Source organism: Bacillus mobilis, from assembly GCF_001884045.1.
Taxonomy (GTDB): Bacteria; Bacillota; Bacilli; order Bacillales; family Bacillaceae_G; genus Bacillus_A; species Bacillus_A mobilis.
In genome coordinates this window covers 31,200-52,708 of sequence record NZ_MACF01000093.1, presented here as the reverse complement: position 1 = coordinate 52,708, position 21,509 = coordinate 31,200, and the positions used below count along the sequence as shown (strand labels likewise).

Sequence of the window (21,509 nt, the reverse complement as noted above, 5' to 3'; positions counted from 1 at the left end):
ATCCCTTTTCATAAAATAAGGAAGCTAACAGTTGTTAGCTTCCTTATCGTTCATTTCAATTATTTAGTTCGACACTTTAGATTCTTCAATTTTCTCACGAAGAACCATTTGTAAGATACCACCGTGACGGTAGTAGTCAATTTCAACTTCACTATCGAAACGAGCTACTACTTCAAATTGTTTTTCGTTGCCATCTGCATCAGTTGCAACTACTTTTACAAGATCGCGTGGTCTAACTGTTTTGTCAATTTGAATTTCAAATGACTCGTTACCAACAAGACCTAATGTTTCAGCGCTTTCGCCATCTTTAAATTGAAGTGGTAACACACCCATTAACACTAAGTTACTGCGGTGAATACGTTCGAAGCTTTCTGCGATTACTGCTTTAATACCTAATAAGTTTGTACCTTTCGCAGCCCAGTCACGAGAACTTCCCATACCGTAATCTTTACCAGCAACAACTAGAAGGCCTGTGCCCTCTTCTTTATATTTCATAGCAGCATCATAGATAGATGTTACTTCACCAGTTGGCCAATGTGTTGTATATCCGCCTTCTGTTCCTGGTGCGATTTGGTTTTTAATACGGATGTTCGCGAATGTACCACGCATCATAACTTCATGGTTACCACGACGAGAACCGTAAGAGTTGAAGTCAACTGGTTGTACGCCGTTTTCTAATAAGTAACGTCCAGCTGGCGTGTGCTTACCGATTGAACCTGCTGGTGAAATGTGGTCTGTCGTTACAGAATCACCAAATTTACCAACTATGCGTAAGCCTGATAACGTTTCAACTTCACCTGGCTCTTTTGATAAACCTTCAAAGAATGGTGGGTTTTGAATATAAGTTGAATCATTATCCCAAGTATATAGAGCTTCATTTGAAGTTTGGATTTCGTTCCAACGCTCATTGCTGTTAAATACTTGTGCATATTCTTTTTTGAACAGTTCAGATGTAACAACACTTTGAACTACATCTTCAATTTCTTTAGCTGATGGCCAAATATCGTTGAAGTATACAGCATTGCCATTTGCATCTTTACCGATTTCATCATTTTTCAGGTCAATATCAACAGTACCTGCAAGTGCATATGCCACAACAAGTGGTGGTGATGCTAAGTAGTTTGCTTTTACAAGCGGGTGAATACGACCTTCAAAGTTACGGTTACCAGATAAAACAGATGTTACTAATAAATCGTTTGCTGCGATTGCTTCTTCTAATTCCTCTGCTAATGGACCAGAGTTACCGATACAAGTCGTACAGCCGTAACCAACTGTTTGGAAACCTAATTGATCTAAATATGTTGTTAAACCTGATTTATCTAAGTACTCAGTAACAACTTTAGATCCTGGTGCTAATGATGTTTTTACGTACTCAGGTACTACAAGTCCTTTTTCAATTGCTTTCTTCGCAACTAGACCTGCCCCAATTAATACGTATGGGTTTGATGTATTTGTACAGCTTGTAATTGCAGCGATTGCAATTGCACCTGTTTTCATCGTTACTTCTTTATCTTCTAATGTAACCTTCACTTCTTTATCGAACTCTTGCTCATTAAATCCAAGTCCTTGTGTTCCAACTGGTGCTACAACAGCTTTGTGGAACGCATCTTTCATATCTGAAAGTGGAATTAAATCTTGTGGGCGTTTCGGTCCAGAAAGGTTAGATTCAATTGTATTTAAATCAATTTCAACAAGATCAGTGTAAATTGGATCTTTTCTGTCCGCTGTATAGAATAAGCCGTTCGCTTTACAGTATTCTTCCACAACGCGAATTTGCTCTTCATCTCTACCTGTTAAACGTAAGTATTCTAATGAAATATCGTCGATTGGGAAGAATCCACAAGTTGCGCCATATTCTGGTGCCATGTTTGAAATTGTTGCACGGTCAGCTAAAGGCATGCTCTTTAGTCCATTACCGAAGAACTCAACGAATTTACCAACTACACCTTTTTGACGTAATACTTGTGTTACTTTTAATGCAACGTCTGTTGCTGTAGTACCACTTGGAAGTGTACCAGTTAATTTCACACCGATTACTTCAGGTACTGGGAAGTATGAAGGCTGTCCAAGCATTCCTGCTTCTGCTTCAATACCACCAACGCCCCATCCAAGAACGCCGATACCGTTAATCATTGTTGTATGTGAGTCTGTTCCAACTAATGAATCTGGGTATGCAACTAAGTCACCTTCAGCATTTTTCACAGCATGAACAACTGGCGCTAAATATTCAAGGTTTACTTGATGTACAATACCTGTAGCTGGTGGAACTGCACGGTAGTTATCAAATGATTTTTGTGCCCAGCTTAAAAATTTATAACGTTCTTCATTACGTTTAAACTCTAAGTCCATGTTGAATGCAAGCGCGTCTGCCGTACCCGCTCTATCAACCTGTACAGAGTGGTCAATTACAAGGTCTACAGTAATTTCTGGATTAATTTTATCAGGATCCCCACCCATGTCTGCCATTGCTTTACGAAGCGAAGCCAAATCTACAACAGCTGGTACACCAGTGAAATCTTGTAAAATTACACGAGATGGTTTAAATGGAACATCGATATCTTGCACATCTTTCGTTCCCCATTTCGCTAAATTTGTAACATGCTCTTCTGTAATTACACGTCCGTCTACTTGACGAAGTACTGATTCAAGTAAAACTTTCACGGAATATGGTAATTGAGATACGTTGCCAACCCCTGCGTTTTCAAGCGCTTTCAAATCATAATAATGATACGTTTTTCCATCTAATTCAAAAGTTGCACGTGATTGAAATGGATTATGTTTGACCATTATGTTTCCCCCCTGTTAAACGTGACTAAGTTGTCTGAATATAAAATGTAGACAAACTTTTCAATACCTTACGATAATATCTTATTACAACTTTCTAAATAAGTAAATAATAAGAAACTTATAGATTATCATAAGTTTTCTTTATGTTTCTAAATTTGAATAATGTTCATGCTCCTTATGAATACTATTACCATAAAGTAAAGTGCTCTATTAGCGCTTTGCTTACAGTTCATACATACTATGAACTGCTTATCATTCAACACACAAAAAATGTTATAGAGGTGAAATAAAATGGGTAAAAGAAAAGCAAATCATACTATTTCAGGAATGAATGCGGCATCTGCACAAGGACAAGGTGCTGGTTTCAATGAAGAATTTGCAAACGAGCCTTTAACTCCAGCAGAGCGACAAAATAATAAGAAACGTAAAAAGAACCAGTAACGAAAAATCCCAAAAGGTCCATTTTCCTTTTGGGATTTTTTCTAATGTTTATAACGTAGTAATTCTGAAACCGTTACAAATCGATAGCCTTGTTTTTTCAACTCAGGTAAAATTTTTGCTAACGCTGCTACTGTTTGACTACGATCATTTCCTCCATCATGTAACAATACAATATCTCCACTTTTAGCATTTTTCACTACATGATTTACAATGGATTCAACCCCTGGATTTGCCCAATCACGCGGGTCTTGATGCCACGACCATAGAACCGTTTGATAACCCGCTTCTTTCGCGGTTTTAAATACAGCATCGTTAATATATCCGCCAGGCGGACGGAATAGCAAAGGTTCTTTCACCCATTTTTTAAAATATTTCTTCCCATCTAAAATATCATTTTCTAATTTTTCGTCTGATGAATTACTCGCATACAAATGATTCATCGTATGGTTTCCAATTTCATGTCCCTCTTTTAACACTTCTTTCACTAAATATGGATTACGCTGCACTCGAAATCCAATCATAAAAAATGTCGCTTCTGCTTTATATTGACGTAATAAATGTAAAACTTGTGGTGTATAAGTTGGATCTGGTCCATCATCAAATGTAATGGCAATAATCTTTTCATTATTAGGTACTTCCCACGTTACATAGCCCGTTGGTTCTAGCTCTTTTCTGAGCAACATTTTCGCTTCCACTTTTTCAACTTGAAATATATGTACTGCGCATAATAAACAAAAAACGAATAGAAAAATCTTCTGTTTTAGCATAACGTTCGTCAAAGTAATAAGGTTGTCGAATACACAACAATCTCATTTACTTTTCTAATTGATCTACATTTCGCATAATGTTTTGGAGATTATTTTCGTATTGCTCAAGTTGTGGGCGTTGTGTTTCCGAAGCTACTTCTAATGCATTTTGAATTTGTTCATACGCTTCCTGAACCTCTTGGCGTAACTCTTTTAAATCATGACCGTAGTTTGGATCATTTTTCACAATGTTATTAAATGCGTTTTCTGCTTGTGTAACTCCTTGCTGCGCTGCTTGAAAAGCTTGTTGTTTATCTTTATGATATGGCACTATATAATCCCCTTTCCATAATAGTTAGTCCCATTTATCTTTACCTTTTTTTCTAAAAACATTCTCGTATAAATTTGCAAACTTCTCTCATTCTAAAGAGAAAGAGGAGGTGTCACATACAATGGGCAAAAACAATCGTGAAGCAAAAGAAAAAAAGGGACAACCTGAACCATTAAGCGGATCTCATAAAGTAAAAAACCGTAACCATTCACGTCAAAAGAATCATGCACATCATGATATGTAAAACAAAAGGCTCACACTAGCTACCTTTGTCACATACAATGTTTATATTTTTCCATTTATTCTTCACCCCTACTTCATTCATGCATAACATAGTATGAATTGAGATTTTACGGAGGGTGTCTTACATGGGCAAGAAAAAGAAGGATTGTCTTTTTCATGTTGATGGTTTCGAAGAATGGATGGATCAATTTTGTTCTGATTCTTGTAGTAACTTTAGTTTCCCAAATCAAATTCATATTGACCTTTGTGAAACTGAACAAGAATACATTTTGGAAACAGATGTACCAAATGTATCCGAACAAAATGTAGTTATTAAAAAGATGGAGACAGGCCTAAATATTTGCATACTTCATAATAATAGTTCTTTACAGCGGATCATTCCTTTACCCGCTACTATCATTTATAAGAAGATGCTAGCCTGCTTAGAGAATGGATATTTAGCTATTCATATTTCCAAAAATGAAGTTGCTAATAAACATGAAGAAAAAGTTCTTTTTCAAATTGAGAAGTAAAATAAAGTAAAACTTTAATCAACGGGAGTTTTACTGCCGCAAATAGCGGGATGAATACAAAAATAAGCCCCAGCCGTCTGCTGGGGCTTATTTTATTTCGCATGTAATTCTAAATTACAATTTCTATCATCTCTTTTTTTCAATAAACCTTTTGTAACTAAAAGTACAGGAAATGCTACAGTTGAAAATATAGCTAGCGCTGAAAAGACAATAAATCCATTTTGGTACCCGTAGTAATCGAGAAGTACTCCCCCAAGCCATGGACCAATTACTGCTCCAATTCCTGAAAATCCCATTGCTCCAAAATATGTGCCTTTTAAATGTGAAACAGCTATACCATCTATAAATACATCCGTCATTGAAAACATGAGAACTTCTCCAATGGTAAAAATAATTGTGCAAGTAGCAGCACCTAGTATAGATTCTACTATTCCAAATCCAAACAATCCTCCGCTCACAAATAAAGTTCCAACCATAATGGATACTAGCGGTGTATACTTTTTACACATTTGAATAACAGGGTATTGAATTACGACTACAACAATCGCATTTAAAGCTAACATATATGAAAATAATTTCACTCCATCCTGAAATATATGTGCATTTGCAAAATATTGAGATACTGTTGTCGTTAAGTGAGAAAAACCACAATTACTCAAAATAATACCGACTAATGCAACTAAAAATACGACATCCTTTCGCAAAATGCGAATTGCATTTAACATTGTGACAGGTTTTTCTGTATTTACTTTCTTTTTTTCAATTGGATACTTCTTAAATTGGAACGCTAAAATAGCTGTATATAGAATGTATACTCCAGCTGCTACTAAAAACGGAATTGTTGATTTTGCGCTTCCAATTTGTAATCCGACAAGTGGGCCAATTGCTACTCCAACATTGATTGCACCGTAACGCAAATTATATACGAGTAAACGATACTCTGGTTTCGTTAAATCTGATAATAATGCTCTTGACGTCGGTTCAAAAAAGGACCTACATAATCCATTCAAAGCATTTAATAAAAAGAAACTTAAAACATGATCTGCAAGTGAAAAACCTATGAATACAAACACCCAAACGATCATGGACCATATTATAATCATATTTCGGCCGATCCGATCCGATAAATTCCCTCCGATAAAACTAGCAAATACTCCAACAAGTGCACTCGTTCCGATAATAGCACCCGTCATTCCAGCTGATACGCCTTTCACAGTCGTTAAATAAATTGCTAAAAAAGGAATGCTCATTGACGTGGCAAACCTCGCAAATAAAGTCCCTATTATAATTGTCATTCCTAACGGATGAATATTTTGCAACTTCCCCTTCATCTAAAAAACCTACTCTCCCTGTTCTTACATAAAAAAAGAAAGCAAAGGTTCTGCTTTCTTTTCCCTTTTTATACTTGAGCTGTTGATACTCGAGTTGTTCTCGTTATATCCATATCTATGCCGTATGTAAACTGTAATTCTTTACAAACATCTTTAATTAAAATTACGACATTGTATTTCTCATTAAATTGTAAAACGATACTTTCTACTTCTTCATATGTATACTTATATTCCCCTGTAATGACACTTTTTAGATCAAAGCATTCATTTATACAAAGTTGCACAAGTAGCTGGTCATATTTCTCTATTACATCTTCTTTCTTCCACAGTACCTCTTTTACGTATAACCGATCGAACTTCACACTTTCTCGATTACAGTCCGTTAAAATCCGGGTCATTTCATTTAATTCTCGATACAATTCAGAAATATTTTTGCTTAAACTAAGTAGTTTATCTACGCCGTTTTCATATAACATATTCATTCCACCCCCGCATTTTCTTTTTCTTATTATAGCAAGAAAATTCTAAAAATAGTTTCTTTCTTCTGAAATATTAGGAAACTAATTTCAATTGCTTTACAATGAAACTATTGAACACGAAAGGGGAAAAAAAATTGAAGCAAAAATTATATTACACTGACGCTTATAAGAAAGACTTTACTACTAAAATTATAAAGCAAGATTATGATAAAGACGGTAACTTATACGTTGTTTTAAACGAAACAGCATTTTATCCGACAGGTGGCGGGCAGCCCCATGATACTGGAACTTTAAATAGCATTGCAGTAAACGATGTTGAAGAAGTCCATGAAGAAATCCGCCACTTCATTACAGAACAATTACATACAGAAGAAGTTGAAGGTAAAATCAATTGGGAACGCCGTTTTGATCATATGCAGCAACATGCAGCTCAGCACATTTTATCCGCTGCTTTTTGGGACCATTTTAACATACCTACAATTGGATTCCATCTTGGGAAAGAAACGGTAACAATTGATTTAGAAACAGAAAATCTGCATGCAGAAACAGTTGAAAAAGCAGTACAAATTGCAAACAAAATTGTTTTTGAAAACCATCCAATCCGCATCCAGTGGATGAACTTAGAAGAAGCGAAAACATTGCCCCTTCGTAAAGAACCGACTTTAACAGAAAATATACGTGTTGTTATAATTGAAAACTTCGACTACAACGGCTGTGGCGGAACACATCCGAAATATACAGGAGAAGTAGGTCCTATTCAAGTATTAGGATGGGAGCGTAATAAAGGTGGCATAAGATTAACGTTTATCGCTGGCTGGCGCACACTTAAATTAATGGGGCAACAGCAACAAATTATAAAAGATGTTTCTAAACAATTAAACAGTAGCGAGAATGATATTCCAGCAAAAGTAGCACAACTTCTCACTTCTCAAAAAGAAAACGAAAAAACAATACAAACAATGAATGAAAAATTATTATATGCAGAAGCAAACGAACTACTGCAACAGCCTTTAGAAATACATGCTGGCATACTTATTTCTAAAGTATTTACAAATCGTTCTATGCAAGAAATCGCAAAGCTTTCTGCTATTATTACAGAACAACAAGAGCATACCCTTACATATTTCGTTATCGAAAATGATGACAAACTACAATGCATCCTCGCTTGCGGAAAAACAGTCACACTTGATATGAACTCACTTTTAAAAGACGCTCTTCCTGCTATTGAAGGAAAAGGTGGCGGAAATAAAAAGAGTGCGCGCGGCGGCGGAAAAGCGGTTATGACCGGAGAAGAATTTTTAAATCAACTTGTTTCTTCTTTACAGTCAGCGGTGTGAAATATTTTTGCGAAGGATAGCTAATCGCTATCCTTCATCTATACTTACAGGCCTATATTTTGTTTCAATCCTTGATAACTCCCTGCATTTGCAAACCCTTCATTTACCAGTTTTATAAAAGTTTCCGAAAAACCATAATGACTTAATTCGTTAATCGGTACCATTTGCACATCATGAATCGGATTATGATCGAACTCGTTAGAAGGTAGCGTAATTTCACCTTCAATCTTTTCAAGCAGAAACGTAATATGTAATAAAGATGGACTAGCATCTGGTTTATCACAAACATAGAGTAGCTTCTTAATTTTAACTTCTAATCCTGTTTCTTCTCTCATTTCTCGAACCATCGCTTCTTCTAACATTTCACCATTCTCTATCCTTCCTCCAGGTAAAGACCAATCGCGATTAGCAACTTTTTGCTTTACTAGCAATACCTTTTCATCTTCAATTAAAATTCCCGTAACACGAACTTGCATTACATTTTCCATATGTAATCTCCTCTTCCTGTTATATTTACAAATTAATCCTTCCACACAAAGAACGTACGTTTTATAATTAAAGAAAATTATGGAAGAAAGAAGTTGTTACATTCATGCGTCCAACTTTAACAAAATCTATATCACTTGAAGATTTCCAAAACTATTATTGGTTAAAAGCAGAACTCCAAACATTTTGTCGTGAGCATGGTTTGCCAGCAAGTGGCTCTAAGCTTGAAATAACAGAGCGTATCTCACATTATTTACATACTGGTAAAATATTAAAAAACAGCTCTGATCAAAAAGTGAGTAAAGCTTCCCTCTCTTATAAGGACCTTTCCCTTCAAACGATTATTACTAAAAATCACCGCTGTAGCGAAGATGTTCGTGCTTTTTTCAAAGACAAAATTGGAGCAAACTTTCGCTTTACGGTAGCTCTTCAAAAATTTTTTAAAGAGAATGTTGGAAAAACATATGAAGACGCAATAACGTTTTGGTATGAAGAAAACGAACGAAAAAAAGATCCTAGTTATAAAACAACTATTAGCGCGCAGTTTGAATACAATCGTTTCACTCGCGACTTTTTCGAAGATCCAAATAATAAAGGAAAATCAAAAGCTGATGCAATTGCTGCTTGGAATGAAATAAAAGCAAAACCTGGTAGCAATGCTTATATTCCTCAAAAAGTAGAAAACTAGTAGCACCACTATCCAAACCTAAACCTAAAATACTTTAAAAGATAATTGAATATTGAATAGGGATTAGTTGTTATTCAATTATATAATCACCGACATTAAGCATTTATCTCTTATTTTGAATTTACATTTGCATAAATAGGCAATTATTTAACTATCTCTTTTTCTTTCAGGAATAAAACTAGAAAGGAAAATGGCAACAATTAATGCCAGACTGAAGTTTTCAGTAGTATCAACCTCTAAACCATTTTTCCATTGATATATAAAGGATATCAATAATAAAAGTATAGCAATTCCACCTGTATATCTTACTATTTTTCTCTTAGTTCCCGTTTCGTTTCTTTTCATATGTATCCCTCTTTCTTATTTATTAAGTATGCTGCATTGTATCTTCAGTGCCATTTATTTTTTGTTCATCTCATTTGAATTGGCTTAAATATTGTCTTTTTCATCCATTTTGTAGATTGTTTTTTCTCTTGCATCAGAATAACCACCTCCTTACTGTTTGAATTTCTATACTTAAAATATACATGTTCATTTATGTTAATAACAATTAGTAAAATCCCATTAAAATTTTAGCGAATTATTAATCGTTTTAAACTTGATATTTTACTTTTTTTGAAATATAGGAAAGATTTACTCCCCTAACTAGATATTTGACGAAAGTAATGTACTTGAATGGAAGCTTTATAAACATAGTAGTTTTACTAGCATTAATTTCCTATTAGATCAATACATAAGAAAGCCCACTTAAGCGTAGCTTAAGTGGGGAGTTGACTGGATATTTTCAAGTACTTTGCTGACATTTTATAAGCGCGATTATCATAAAAATAGTTTCCTAGTTCAGTAGCGAGTTCACGAACTAAAGGGTATTGCTTTTTTTCTAGCCCCCTTTCAATAGCTTTTTGCATATTTTTCTCATATCCATGATTATCGCCCCTTAATTTGGATATTTTCCCCTTAAGTCCATATATTTCAACATATGCGTGTGGCATATCAGAAATTGATAACATTTCTAATGCATCATCCATCAGTTTATTAACAATTTTCCAGTCTTTAGATTCTATATAAATTTCTATTAAGTTTCTTACTGCATATATTTTTTGAGCTTGATCTGGATAAAGATTGCTAGTCTGTAAACTTTTTTCATAACATTTAATAGAATTGGTGTAATCTTTTAATCCTTGATATATTTTCCCATAATTATATGCAATCAAAGGTAAATACATAGGATTATCGCTAACCTCTGCTTTAATTTCTGCTTGTTTTAAAGATTCAAGAGCTTTCTCGGATAGATTATCTTTTTGATATTGTAATGCAATAATTATAAGAATGTTTATCACTTGATTTTCTACATTTAATTTTTCATACAATCTGTAGGCTTTTTTAGCATACAAACGACTAATCGTTTGATCTTTATAAAGACTTTGATTTGTTAGACTTAGATTATAATATATATCAGCGTGTAGCCTAGTTTCATCTAAACCAAGTAAACTCTCTGTCTGCATATAAATTTCATTTGCAGTCATATAGTCTTGTTTATTAGAAAAATAATGACCTCGAGCCATTAAATAATATATAAAGTCTTGAGTATATGGGAAGGCTACTTGATTTGGAATTACTTGCGAAGCCTCATTTACAATAGTTGCTACATGTAATAAGTTATTATTTCGAGAATGATAGTATATTAAAACACCATAGGCCTTTAATAATAAGAGAATAGAGTCTGTATCGCGAACATACAACTCTAAAGATGATAAGTCTTTAGAGCTTATAATATTATCATTTTTATACCTATTACATATTTCAAGAATCTTAGCTTCAATATCCTCATAATCTACACCTACAAGAAAGTTGTAATCAATATCTAGATTTTTAGCGATTTTTTTTAAAACAGAATTTGAAGGTTTAATTTGTCCATTTTCAATTCTACTTAAATAAGTTATAGAACATACCCCTGATACTACTTCCCCTTGCGTGAATTCTTTATGTATACGTATTTGTCGAATCCGTTCGCCAATGTTCATATTCCCATTCCTTTCTTCAAATAAACTGATTTGATTATTTTAGAGCAATATAATAAGAATAACGCCTATATTATCTATCATAATATACGTATAGTTTTATGTTCAGAGAGAGAAATGTTATTAATACTTATCTGGATGCATATGAAATTTTTATGCTCAATTTACTAATATCAGCTTTTCCACCTTCCACCCATATTATTACATTATACCAATTATCTGAGGCTCAAGCTTACAAATTTAACCTCAGGTAACCCAAAAATATAGAATAATAGTTGTTTGTTTTTTGGTTACTAAGAGAGGATATAAACTCATATATTGAACTAATTATCCCCTATTAATCATAGTACAGTTAATACCTCGCTAGTCTTCTACTTTCTCAAATAATAAAGCCAGCCCTATTCCGCCCCCTATTCCTAACGTTGCAATTCCATATTTCATATGCTCTCTTTGCGCTTGATAAAATAAACGTGTTACAAGCATAGCTCCAGATGCACCGTACGGATGACCGAGCGCAATTGCACCACCATTTACATTTAATTTTTCGTACGGAATTTGTAACTCCTTTGCACAGGCAACAACTTTTGAGGCGAATGCTTCATTTATTTCAAAGTAGTCGATGTCTTCTATTTTTACATTCATTTCGTTTAATAATTTGTTCACCGCAAATATCGGACCAGTTCCCGGAAGATTTGGATCCACTCCAACTACAGCACTATGAACGAAACGAAGTACAGGCTTGTATCCTAATTTTCGGGCTTGCCCCTCTTCCATTACAAGAACTGCACATGCTCCGTCGTTTACACCACATGAATTCCCTGCCGTTACTGTACCATTTTGTAAAAATGCGGGTTTTGTTCTTTTAATAATTCGTTCATAATTCATTTCTGGCTTTATAGATTCATCTAACAATCCATTAAAAGACAATATTTCATCATGTATATATCCTTTTTCTAATGCTTGCAATGTTCGTTTATAACTGAGGCAAGCATACTCGTCTTGCATTTCTCTCGTGATGTTATAACGTTCTGCAACATATTCAGCCGCTATTCCCATATCAGGATCGCCAATTGTTGCCGGTGAAAATCGCGCTCTATTTTGAAAAGGTGATGTACTTGTACTCTCTACTCCCCCTGCAATATAACAATTACCTGCTCCGCCTTGAATGAAATGACATGCGGTGCGAATCGCTTCCAATCCGGCACCACATTGCCGGTCAATCGTTACACCCGGAATATGATAACCAAGTCCTGCTTCTAAAGCAGATAATCTCGCAATATTCCCTCCTGGTCCAACAACATTCCCTAATATAACATCGTCTATTTCTCTCTCAATTCCTTTACTGAATAACGTAAGAAGCGGCGTTACTAATTGCTGAACTTCATAATCTTTCAATATCCCATTCTTCTTACCAATAGGTGTCCTTTTCGCTTCTACAATAACCGCTCTATTCATATATCTTATCCCGGTTTTCAATCATATTTTTTGCTGCAAGACGAGCAATTTTCCCGCTATTTGTATACGGTATTTCATCTACAAAATACCATTCTTTCGGTATTTTAAACGAGGATAATCGTTGTAAGCAAAAACTTTTTAATTGTTGCTTCGTAGCAATTCCTTTTACGATGGCGACAGGTTTTTCACCCCAATAACTATCTTTCACACCAACTACAACTATTTCATCAACGGCTGGATGCTCATGTAATACACTTTCTATTTCTTCTGGAAAAATATTAATTCCTCCAAATAAAATCATATTCTTCTCTCTGCCGACAATATAAATGAAGCCTTCTTCATCTTCATAACCTACATCTCGTACTGTCATCCATCCATCTTCAGTCAACTCTGGAACTAAAACCTGATCCAATATGTATCCCATAAAAAACTGATCACTATTCACATAAACAGTTCCAATCTCGCCTTTTTGTACTTCTTCTCCTGCTTCATTACATATTCGAACTTGCACATTGTGACAAGGTTTTCCTACTGAATTTGGCCTTCTATCGCTCTCTTCATCAACTAGTGCTGTTACAAAACTTAGTTCCGATGCACCGTAAAATTCATATTTTCGTGCATAAGGAAATATACTCTTTATTTTTTCTTTCGCTTCAGCTTCCCATTTCGCTCCTGACGAAATAATTCTCATTTCATTTTCTATTACTCTGTTTTCTTTATATAAAGATTCTAGCATTGTCGGAACTGTATACATGACCGAGATATGTTCCATTTCTAACTTATCCAACACTTGATCTGGAATAAACTTTCTCATAACGTGCACCGTTTGCCCTACATATAATGCACTTATTGCGCCATATAAGAAAAGAGAATGAACGAGCGTCCCAGCTATTAAAATAGAATCTTCTTTTTTCATATGAAAGTCCTGTATATTGCAATCAAAACTATGAACCCATGATTGTTGCGCCCGTAAAAATGCTTTCGCCTTCCCAGTCGATCCTGATGTAAATCCCATATAGAACGGAGCATTTTGTACATTTTTTACAGGATAATATGTAGGCAGGTAGTTCTCTATCATACGTTTCCACTCATCAATTTCTATTACTCTTTCTTCTTCACCAGGTAGATCATTTACCTTATATCGCTCTGTCACAATCACATCCGGATTACTGATTGCAATTCTTTCTTTGAGCTCATCCTGTTTCCACTTTATATCTAATGGCACACAAACCCATCCGGCCATAGCAGCACCAGCAAATAGTTGTAAAAATTCTATACTATTCTCTAATACAATTGCTATCGTTTTATTCTTCGATTCTTTTTCATTCAACCAGTTTGCTACTTTACACACTGACTCAAACCATTCTTTATATGTTAAAATTCGATCATTTTCCTTTATCGCCATTTTATTTGATTGTATAGAGAGATGTTTTTTATATTCTTTTGTAATTCCCATATAAGTTGTCCTTTCTCTGCAAAATAATAAAAAGAAACACGCAATGAACGTGTTTCTTCTCTTTCTTATCCTGCATTTGTATATTTCCCGCTCTTTAGAGCAGGCGTAATAATATGTTTCAATGAACGATGTAATTTCGTTACAAGAATCGCTGCTATAATCGCTTTTATGCAATCACCTGGTAAAAATACGGCACTTACTTTCATCGTCTGCCATATAGAAACATCCATAAAGAAAGCTTGTACAATAATACCAAATACATAAACTACGAAAATACCACCAATTATATTAATACATAATACCTTTATTATAGAAACTTCACGTAAACGCTCGATTAAATAACCAATGACAAACGCTCCAACGATATAACCGAGTAAATATCCTGCACTTGGCCCAACAAATACGCCTGGACCACCGCGTCCACCAGCAAGTAATGGTGCTCCAACTCCAACTATAAGTAAGAAAATAAGCTGACTTAACGCACCAAGACGTGATCCTAACAATCCACCAGCAAGCATAACACCGAGTGATTGTAATGTAATCGGAACTGGTGTAATAGCAAGAGCAATTGGAGGTATTAACCCTAACACTCCCATAATAGAACTAAATAAAGCGACGAAAACTAAGTTTTTTGTATTCATATTTGCTTCTCCTATTTGTAAACTTAAAATAACTTTTAGATAACATATTATAAGAGTTATATTATCTTTCTATTTTGCCTTTGTCAACTTATTTTAAATATAGGTTTACAAATATTTTTTCAATTATTTCTCTTTATGCAAATGCTCAAGTTCTTTCCGAAGCGCCTGTTTTAAAAACTTCCCAACAGATGTTTTCGGTATTTCTTCCATAAATACAATATCGTCTGGTAACCACCACTTCGCAAACTGTGGTTTTAAAAACTCATATATTTCTTCTTTTGTTACTGTACTATTTTTCTTTTGAACGACGCAGGCAATTGGTCGCTCTTGCCACTGCGGATGAGGAACGGCAACGACAGCTGCTTCAAATATAGCATCATGTGCCATTAATGCATTTTCAAGGTCAACTGAAGAAATCCACTCACCTCCGCTTTTAATAACATCTTTCGTACGGTCAACAATTTTCACGCAGCCTTCCTCATCAACTGTAACAACATCACCAGTATATAACCAACCGTCTCGGAATCCTTCGACAGTACGATCATCGTTATAATAGCTTTCAGCGATCCAAGGTGCTCGTAAACATAACTCTCCCATCTCAGTACCATCCCACTTCACTTCACCGTTTGTACCGACTACTTTCATCTCTACACCAGGGACAAGATATCCTTGTTTTGAGCGGATTTCTAATTGCTCTTCATATGATAATTCTGTTTCATAACTTTTTAAACGTGCAAGTGTTACGAGTGGGCTTGTTTCAGTCATACCATATGCATGTACGAAAGGAACATTATATTTTTGTTCAAATGCCTTAATAACGCTTTTCGGTGCAGCAGCACCACCGCATAATATTCTCGTTATACTAGATAAATCGTAACTATTATTTTCTAATTCTTGTAATACACCGAGCCAAATTGTCGGCACACCTGCTGCTATCGTTACTTTTTCAGCTTGAATCATCTCTAATAAAATTTTTGGCGTAAACATTGGTCCTGGCAGAACTTGTTTAGTTCCAAACCAAGTAGCAGCGAAAGGAAGTCCCCAAGCGTTCACATGGAACATCGGTACAATTGCCATCGCCGCATCACTTTCCGATAAAGCAGCTGTATCCGCTAAGCCGAGTGCCATACAATGCAATACAGTACTACGATGCGTATATACAACACCTTTTGGGTTTCCTGTAGTCGCTGACGTATAACACATACCAGCAGGTGTATTTTCATCAATATCTTTAACAAATTGGAAAGTTGGATCGCCTTCTTCTAATAGCCTTTCATAATGATATACAGGTTCTAGCGTAGTATTGGGAAGTTCATCTTTATCAGTCATAATAATGTAGGCTTGTACAGTTGATAATTGTGATTGAATTTTTTCAACGAGTGGTACGAGATCTTCATCTATAAGTAGAATACGATCTTCTGCGTGCTGAATAATGTATGAAATATGTTGAGGAGATAAACGAATATTAATTGTGTGCAAAACAGAAGCAATACCAGGAATAGCAAAATACGCTTCCACATGTCGATGATGATTCCACGCTAACGTTCCTATACGCTCGCCTTCTTTAATTCCTAATTTTTTTAACGAACTGGAAAGCCTTCTCGTCCTTTCACCTAACTGCTTATACGTTAACGTCGTAACTGTATCATGTGTCCGTGAAACAATTTCTTTCTTTGAAAACAGTTTTTCTGCTCTTTCCATCATGGAACTAATTGTTAGCGGTACATTCATCATCATATTGGTTACATCCCCCTTTAAAACGTTTTCATTTTTCATTTATTATAACAGACTTCTACAAATGATTACGACATTTTTCTGTATTTTCTGAATTATTTCTTTGGAAATAATTCAGAACGATAAAAAAACATGTTTTGAATACGTTGATTCGAAACATGTTTTTTATTCTTTATAAACTATCTACCTTTTTCCTTACTTTCTTTTTCATTTTAAAAATAAAACGATTACTGTATTCCTTATTTTCTACTAAAATTCGATATATCTCCCACACTCCTACAACACGGACAAAAAGATAGACTCCAATTGCAATCAGTACAACACAATACGGATAATACTGCACTAATTCTCCTGAAGTGATATGTTTTTCCTCAAACAAAAACGGTATTGCGCCTGCGGCTATAAAACAAAATCCAACAATCATCACTGCAGCATACTTCTTCTTAATAATCGCATATCTTTTTGTCAATTCCTTTAGAAAGTTTTGATCAAATAGTAGTTCTTCTTTTTTCAGTACATTGTATCGACTCTCTTCTATTGTTGCAGGTACCATCATTGATCCAATTCCAAGGACAGCAATGATAATGACAAGGAATGTTGACATTGTTGCATTTTCTTTAAATAATAAATACGGTATTGTAGATAAAATGAGCAAACTAAATCCTAACGCAATATATTTAGAAATTTTTTGCCCATACACTATATACCCTTCTGCCATTTCCTGACTTACATAATAGCCCTCCACATTTTCATTACTTTGCTCTGCAGTTTCTTTTAATAAATAGTCGAGTGATACTTCAAAAACATTTCCAATCATTATTAACTTTTCAGTTTCTGGAAAACCTTGACCGTTTTCCCATTTACTAACCGCTTGCCTTGTTGTGTTTAATTTTTCAGCCAATGCTTCTTGAGAAAGGCCCTTTTCCTTTCTTAATTTAAAAAGCTTTTCACCAAATCCCATATGTGTGTCCCCCTTTGTTTTCTTACCTAAATTGTATGTAAACATTGCCCTTATCTCTATCTTCCTGCGGTTGCACTTTGTCAACTTACGGTTGCGATTGTGTTAAATAGCGGTTTTGTATACGATTTAGCTAGTTTTCTTTTATGATTATGGTGTGAATAAAAACACTCTATCTCAATAACCAATTATAACAATTAAAGGAAGTTTTTGCCATAAAAATACAAAAACCCCCTTATTCATTTAAAGGAGTTTTCGATATGAAATATTCCAAGAAGAACTAATTTTCTTTCTCATATTAATTCACAATTTCTTCTATACATTTTTGTATGTTGTGCAACTATTAATAAGCATCCCACACAGTATATGTTGTCATCTCTTTATATAAGGCATATTCATATATATGTAAAATATTACTCCTATTAACTTCCTTAATAAAAACACTTTTCAATAATCATAACGGCTTCTGCTTAAACTTTTCATAATGTCGTACTTTTAATAAAAGGATATTCCCGCAATCTGTACAAATATAAGCATCTACTGGTGAAGATGTGAACATCGTCTCCTTTTTCCGTATTTGTGCATATCCGACAAACTCACCTTCCCCTATGTTTTGAGAACCACAATTAGAGCATGTCTGCACGTCTTTCTGTTTCATGAGAGCACCACCTTTAATCTGTTTTCACTCCCTTCGACAATTCACTTCCATTTCCCTTCCAAAAAACCTCTTATTCTCTTACATTTCAACAGGAATCTCAAAACAAACACCGTATATGTACTATGAAATATATTTATTGACGGAGGAATTATATGAGTACAATTATGACGCTCAATACAGCACAAGAAATAGAAAACGCAGAAATACATATGCTTTCTTCTAGATTAGTGCTACTGCAAGCAACAAGTGGAAACCCAATGCAAATACAAATGAAAAAATTCGGGAACGCCACTGCCTTTTCATCAAAAATAATTGCTGGTCCTGCTTTTAATACCGTGAAGGGTACTACATTTACCAATACAGATGAGATAGATGAAATCATCTCTTATTATCAATCGCTACAAATCCCTTGTCGTTTTGAAATTACACCCGCTCAAGGTACAGCCGAATTATTTCAATACTTATCGCAAAAAGGTTTTTACCAATCGGGCTTCCATACCGCTTTATATAGTATACCGAGAAAGGATCCATCCCTGCTTCCTTCTAACATTTCAGTACGCCAACTGAAAGAAAGTGAATTTCATATTTTTGCAGACATATATGTACGTGGATTTAATATGCCATCCTTTACAAAAGATGGCGTCCGTCAAAATAACGAAATTCTCTACAATAAACCCGGCTGGCATTTTTTCATAGCCGAAGTTCGAAACACTCCTGCTAGTATAGGCGTTCTCTATATAAATAACGGTGTTGCTTCATTAGCTGCATCTGCTACTTTACCAGAATTTCAACGTAAAGGCTGTCATACTGCATTAATTCAAAAACGAATTGAAACAGCTATTGAATCCAATTGTAATTTAATAATTGGGCAAGCAAAGTTCGGTAGCGGCAGTCAAAATAATATGGAACGTGCCCATATGAAAATTGCTTATACAAAATCAATATGGACTACAAAAGAAATATAATTAACATTCTTTCTCCTTTCATTACAATCTTATACATTCTACCCCGCATTAACGGGCAGTAAGACCTCCACCGCCAAATTCAGCGAAAGCAAAGAAATTAGGTGGGAGATCAACTGCCCATAAAAGCCCGATTGGTTCAACTAATAATCAGTGGGGATGCCCCCACTGATTAAAGTTTCACTTTATGACAATTCCTTTTCTATCCTATTAATCATTTGAATATTCACACTAGATTTGTTACGCTATTACTAGATACATCATTCAACTTGCAATATGAAAAGAGAATTCTAATCAAACTACAAGGAGGAGAAATGTATGACTAAACATGATCACGGTTTAAAAGAAAAAGTAGAAGGTGCTATTGATAAAGTAAAAGGCGAAGTAAAAGAAGTTGTTGGGAAAGTAACTGACAATAAAAAATTACAAGCTGAAGGAAAATGGGATAAAGTGAAAGGCACTGCTAAAGATACTGTAGGTAATGTAAAAGAGAAAGTTCATGAATATAAAGAGCATAGAGAGAATAAATAAAAAAGAACCAGGATGTATGGTTGGGCAAGTAGTAAGTTACTAAAGTTTGTATTTTATATTTGCCGATAAAATTATTTTAAAACGACAAATAGATGCCTAAGGGCATCTATTTGTCTATAAACTGCTATTTTGCTTCTACTATATAACTTCCTAACCACTGAGGCTTCCCCTTACCGACATTCCCCAACATAATACCTTTGCTAGAATAAAAGATTACTTTGTGAAATTTGGTTTTAGGTCACCTGTATACGGTTCATGCTCAACGAAGATTTTCATATCTTTTCCATTCGCATCTTTCCCGATTCTTGTATACGTAAATTTCTCTTTATTTAACTCTGTAAGTTCAAGGACCGCACCATATTTATTATTTCCTAACGAAGCGTGAGCCCTTATTTTATTACCATGTACAACATCAAAGAAACCATAGTCTCCACGGCTTTCTCCTGTATTTACATTGAAAAACTCGTATTTATTTGTATTTTTATCGTATTTTGCTAGACTGATTAAGTTTGAGTTGTATTTTGTTACATTATTACCTTGTTCGTCTAATACCACCGTTCCGTTCCATAGTGTACTAGATAAAATTTCATCTCCATCAACGTCTGTAACTATTTTACCTGTCGAGCTTTCTAAATTTTTATCAGGTCGCGTGAAAGATAGTTCTTTTTCATGGTAAGGAACATGTTCAACAAACACTTCTACATCGCTCCCTTTTGCATCTTTCCCCATTCTTTTATATGTAAATTTCTGCTTATCTAATTGCGTTAATTCAACAACAGCTTGATAATTTTGCGTTTCAGAAATTAACACTCTTTTCTTTCCATCATTCGTTATAAAAAAGGTACCGCTATCATTACGACTCTCTCCTGTATTTGCATGAAAGAATTCATACCTTGCAGTTTTAACATCATATTTTGCAAGCCCAATGAAATTTTGATTTTCTTTCGTTACATCATTATGATCTTTGTCATAGACTTTTGTCCCTTGCCAATTCGTTTCACCAAGTATATTAGCTAGTAGTTGCCCTTTCGTTTGTTCAGTTTTTTTCGTTTCTTGTATTGCATTGTATAAAAATTGTGCGTACTGTTCACGTGTCACATCCATACTTGGAGCAAACTTCCCTTCTCCTACTCCTTTTGCAATATTATTTGTTTGAACAGCACTAATTGCATTTCTTGCCCATGAGTTCGTTGAAACATCATTAAAAGTGTGATCACTCTTTGCCTTTAAATGAAAAGCATTTGTAAGAACTTGTGCCATTTCTGCACGTGTTAACGATGCCTTCGGTCTAAAGTTCCCATGCTCGTCACCCGTAAACACACCCATTTCTGTTAAAGATAAAATTTCCTTTATATAGCTTGTTGAATCTTCACTTACGTCACCGTATGGGTTTTGATAATTTTTGTTTTCTTCCCTATTAAAATAACGATACATTAAAGCTGCAACCTGTTCGCGTGTTACGTTATCTCCAAAACCAAATCTTCCATCATCATAGCCAAAAATGATTTTCTCACCTGTTAATTGCTGAATCGCCTCATATGCCCAGTGCCCCTTTGGAACATCTTTGAATACACCAGTATGATTCGTTTTTGGTGTAACCTCTTCTGCTTTCACCTCTCCATTCGTTTCACTTAATAGACTTCCACCTAAAACTGCTGATATGATACATGTTTTTAAAATTGTTTTATTCATAGCTTCCCAATCCCTTCCTT

At 34.8% G+C, this 21,509-nt stretch carries 22 protein-coding genes and 1 pseudogene; 7 read left to right on the top strand and 16 right to left on the bottom strand.

The genetic code is table 11. The features are described from left to right. Positions 1–63 precede the first annotated feature (63 nt). Complete coding sequence (acnA, locus tag BAQ44_RS16545) at positions 64–2,787, bottom strand: aconitate hydratase AcnA (protein ID WP_071722442.1); 2,724 nt, start codon at positions 2,785–2,787, stop codon at positions 64–66. Between the two features lie 291 nt (positions 2,788–3,078). Here acnA and sspO point away from each other — a divergent pair, with 291 nt between their 5' ends. Next, complete coding sequence (gene sspO, locus BAQ44_RS16540) at positions 3,079–3,228, top strand: small acid-soluble spore protein SspO (RefSeq protein ID WP_063262465.1); 150 nt, start codon at positions 3,079–3,081, stop codon at positions 3,226–3,228. 41 nt (positions 3,229–3,269) lie between these two features. On the opposite strand, the gene pdaB is transcribed toward sspO, so the two are convergent. Further along, the gene (pdaB, locus tag BAQ44_RS16535; RefSeq protein ID WP_098374097.1) at positions 3,270–3,995 is read right to left on the bottom strand and encodes a polysaccharide deacetylase family sporulation protein PdaB; all 726 of its coding nucleotides are present in this window, start codon (positions 3,993–3,995) and stop codon (positions 3,270–3,272) included. Between the two features lie 46 nt (positions 3,996–4,041). Continuing rightward, a complete protein-coding gene (locus tag BAQ44_RS16530; protein ID WP_001146295.1) occupies positions 4,042–4,305 on the bottom strand; it encodes a hypothetical protein in 264 nt (87 codons plus the stop codon). 121 nt (positions 4,306–4,426) lie between these two features. Here BAQ44_RS16530 and BAQ44_RS16525 point away from each other — a divergent pair, with 121 nt between their 5' ends. After that, entirely contained in the window at positions 4,427–4,549 is a 123-nt protein-coding gene (locus BAQ44_RS16525) for a small acid-soluble spore protein P (RefSeq protein WP_000517650.1), read from the top strand. A gap of 124 nt (positions 4,550–4,673) precedes the next feature. Continuing rightward, a complete protein-coding gene (locus BAQ44_RS16520) occupies positions 4,674–5,060 on the top strand; it encodes an Hsp20/alpha crystallin family protein (RefSeq protein ID WP_000516737.1) in 387 nt (128 codons plus the stop codon). 92 nt (positions 5,061–5,152) lie between these two features. On the opposite strand, the gene BAQ44_RS16515 is transcribed toward BAQ44_RS16520, so the two are convergent. Both BAQ44_RS16515 and BAQ44_RS16510 read right to left on the bottom strand, forming a co-directional pair. Next, positions 5,153–6,391 carry an MDR family MFS transporter gene (locus tag BAQ44_RS16515; protein ID WP_063262464.1) on the bottom strand — a complete coding sequence of 413 codons (1,239 nt, stop codon included), beginning with the start codon at positions 6,389–6,391 and terminating at the stop codon, positions 5,153–5,155. A 68-nt stretch (positions 6,392–6,459) separates the two neighbouring features. Next, the gene (locus BAQ44_RS16510; protein ID WP_061678575.1) at positions 6,460–6,867 is read right to left on the bottom strand and encodes a hypothetical protein; all 408 of its coding nucleotides are present in this window, start codon (positions 6,865–6,867) and stop codon (positions 6,460–6,462) included. A gap of 137 nt (positions 6,868–7,004) precedes the next feature. Here BAQ44_RS16510 and BAQ44_RS16505 point away from each other — a divergent pair, with 137 nt between their 5' ends. Beyond that, positions 7,005–8,207 carry an alanyl-tRNA editing protein gene (locus BAQ44_RS16505; protein WP_148662575.1) on the top strand — a complete coding sequence of 401 codons (1,203 nt, stop codon included), beginning with the start codon at positions 7,005–7,007 and terminating at the stop codon, positions 8,205–8,207. Between the two features lie 44 nt (positions 8,208–8,251). Here the strand turns inward: BAQ44_RS16505 and BAQ44_RS16500 are convergent, their stop codons facing one another. Continuing rightward, the gene (locus tag BAQ44_RS16500) at positions 8,252–8,695 is read right to left on the bottom strand and encodes an NUDIX hydrolase (protein ID WP_063262462.1); all 444 of its coding nucleotides are present in this window, start codon (positions 8,693–8,695) and stop codon (positions 8,252–8,254) included. A gap of 104 nt (positions 8,696–8,799) precedes the next feature. Between BAQ44_RS16500 and BAQ44_RS16495 the strand changes: the two genes are divergently transcribed. Continuing rightward, the gene (locus BAQ44_RS16495) at positions 8,800–9,381 is read left to right on the top strand and encodes a DUF6434 domain-containing protein (RefSeq protein WP_071722438.1); all 582 of its coding nucleotides are present in this window, start codon (positions 8,800–8,802) and stop codon (positions 9,379–9,381) included. A gap of 147 nt (positions 9,382–9,528) precedes the next feature. On the opposite strand, the gene BAQ44_RS16490 is transcribed toward BAQ44_RS16495, so the two are convergent. The 9 genes and pseudogenes from BAQ44_RS16490 to BAQ44_RS16450 all read right to left on the bottom strand — a co-directional run bounded on the left by BAQ44_RS16490 (position 9,529) and on the right by BAQ44_RS16450 (position 18,304). Beyond that, on the bottom strand, positions 9,529–9,726 hold the full coding sequence (locus BAQ44_RS16490; protein WP_000827732.1) for a hypothetical protein: 198 nt from the start codon (positions 9,724–9,726) through the stop codon (positions 9,529–9,531). Between the two features lie 413 nt (positions 9,727–10,139). After that, a complete protein-coding gene (locus BAQ44_RS16485) occupies positions 10,140–11,405 on the bottom strand; it encodes a helix-turn-helix domain-containing protein (protein WP_001020464.1) in 1,266 nt (421 codons plus the stop codon). A gap of 360 nt (positions 11,406–11,765) precedes the next feature. Further along, entirely contained in the window at positions 11,766–12,857 is a 1,092-nt protein-coding gene (locus tag BAQ44_RS16480; RefSeq protein WP_063262459.1) for an acetyl-CoA C-acyltransferase, read from the bottom strand. Next, positions 12,850–14,313, bottom strand: a complete 1,464-nt coding sequence (locus BAQ44_RS16475) for an acyl-CoA synthetase (protein WP_071722436.1) — start codon at positions 14,311–14,313, stop codon at positions 12,850–12,852. The genes BAQ44_RS16480 and BAQ44_RS16475 overlap by 8 nt, the downstream gene beginning before the upstream one ends. A gap of 65 nt (positions 14,314–14,378) precedes the next feature. Then, positions 14,379–14,954, bottom strand: coding sequence for a biotin transporter BioY (locus tag BAQ44_RS16470; protein WP_001093321.1), 576 nt, complete (start codon positions 14,952–14,954; stop codon positions 14,379–14,381). 123 nt (positions 14,955–15,077) lie between these two features. Further along, complete coding sequence (locus BAQ44_RS16465; RefSeq protein ID WP_071722434.1) at positions 15,078–16,691, bottom strand: long-chain fatty acid--CoA ligase; 1,614 nt, start codon at positions 16,689–16,691, stop codon at positions 15,078–15,080. Positions 16,692–16,860: 169 nt separating this feature from the next. Next, the gene (locus tag BAQ44_RS16460) at positions 16,861–17,649 is read right to left on the bottom strand and encodes a helix-turn-helix domain-containing protein (RefSeq protein ID WP_063262455.1); all 789 of its coding nucleotides are present in this window, start codon (positions 17,647–17,649) and stop codon (positions 16,861–16,863) included. A gap of 343 nt (positions 17,650–17,992) precedes the next feature. Beyond that, a pseudogene (locus tag BAQ44_RS31820) lies at positions 17,993–18,097 on the bottom strand (GNAT family N-acetyltransferase); the annotation flags it as partial. Positions 18,098–18,100: 3 nt separating this feature from the next. Then, positions 18,101–18,304 (bottom strand): hypothetical protein, encoded by a 204-nt coding sequence (locus BAQ44_RS16450; RefSeq protein ID WP_000810209.1) that lies wholly within the window; start codon positions 18,302–18,304, stop codon positions 18,101–18,103. A 152-nt stretch (positions 18,305–18,456) separates the two neighbouring features. Between BAQ44_RS16450 and BAQ44_RS16445 the strand changes: the two genes are divergently transcribed. Then, complete coding sequence (locus tag BAQ44_RS16445) at positions 18,457–19,269, top strand: GNAT family N-acetyltransferase (protein ID WP_063262454.1); 813 nt, start codon at positions 18,457–18,459, stop codon at positions 19,267–19,269. A gap of 315 nt (positions 19,270–19,584) precedes the next feature. Beyond that, positions 19,585–19,797: a CsbD family protein gene (locus tag BAQ44_RS16440; protein WP_061678565.1), complete on the top strand. Its 213-nt coding sequence runs from the start codon at positions 19,585–19,587 to the stop codon at positions 19,795–19,797. 213 nt (positions 19,798–20,010) lie between these two features. Here BAQ44_RS16440 and BAQ44_RS16435 read toward each other — a convergent pair whose 3' ends face one another. Beyond that, positions 20,011–21,489, bottom strand: a complete 1,479-nt coding sequence (locus BAQ44_RS16435; protein ID WP_071722458.1) for a DUF4822 domain-containing protein — start codon at positions 21,487–21,489, stop codon at positions 20,011–20,013. Positions 21,490–21,509: the final 20 nt, after the last annotated feature.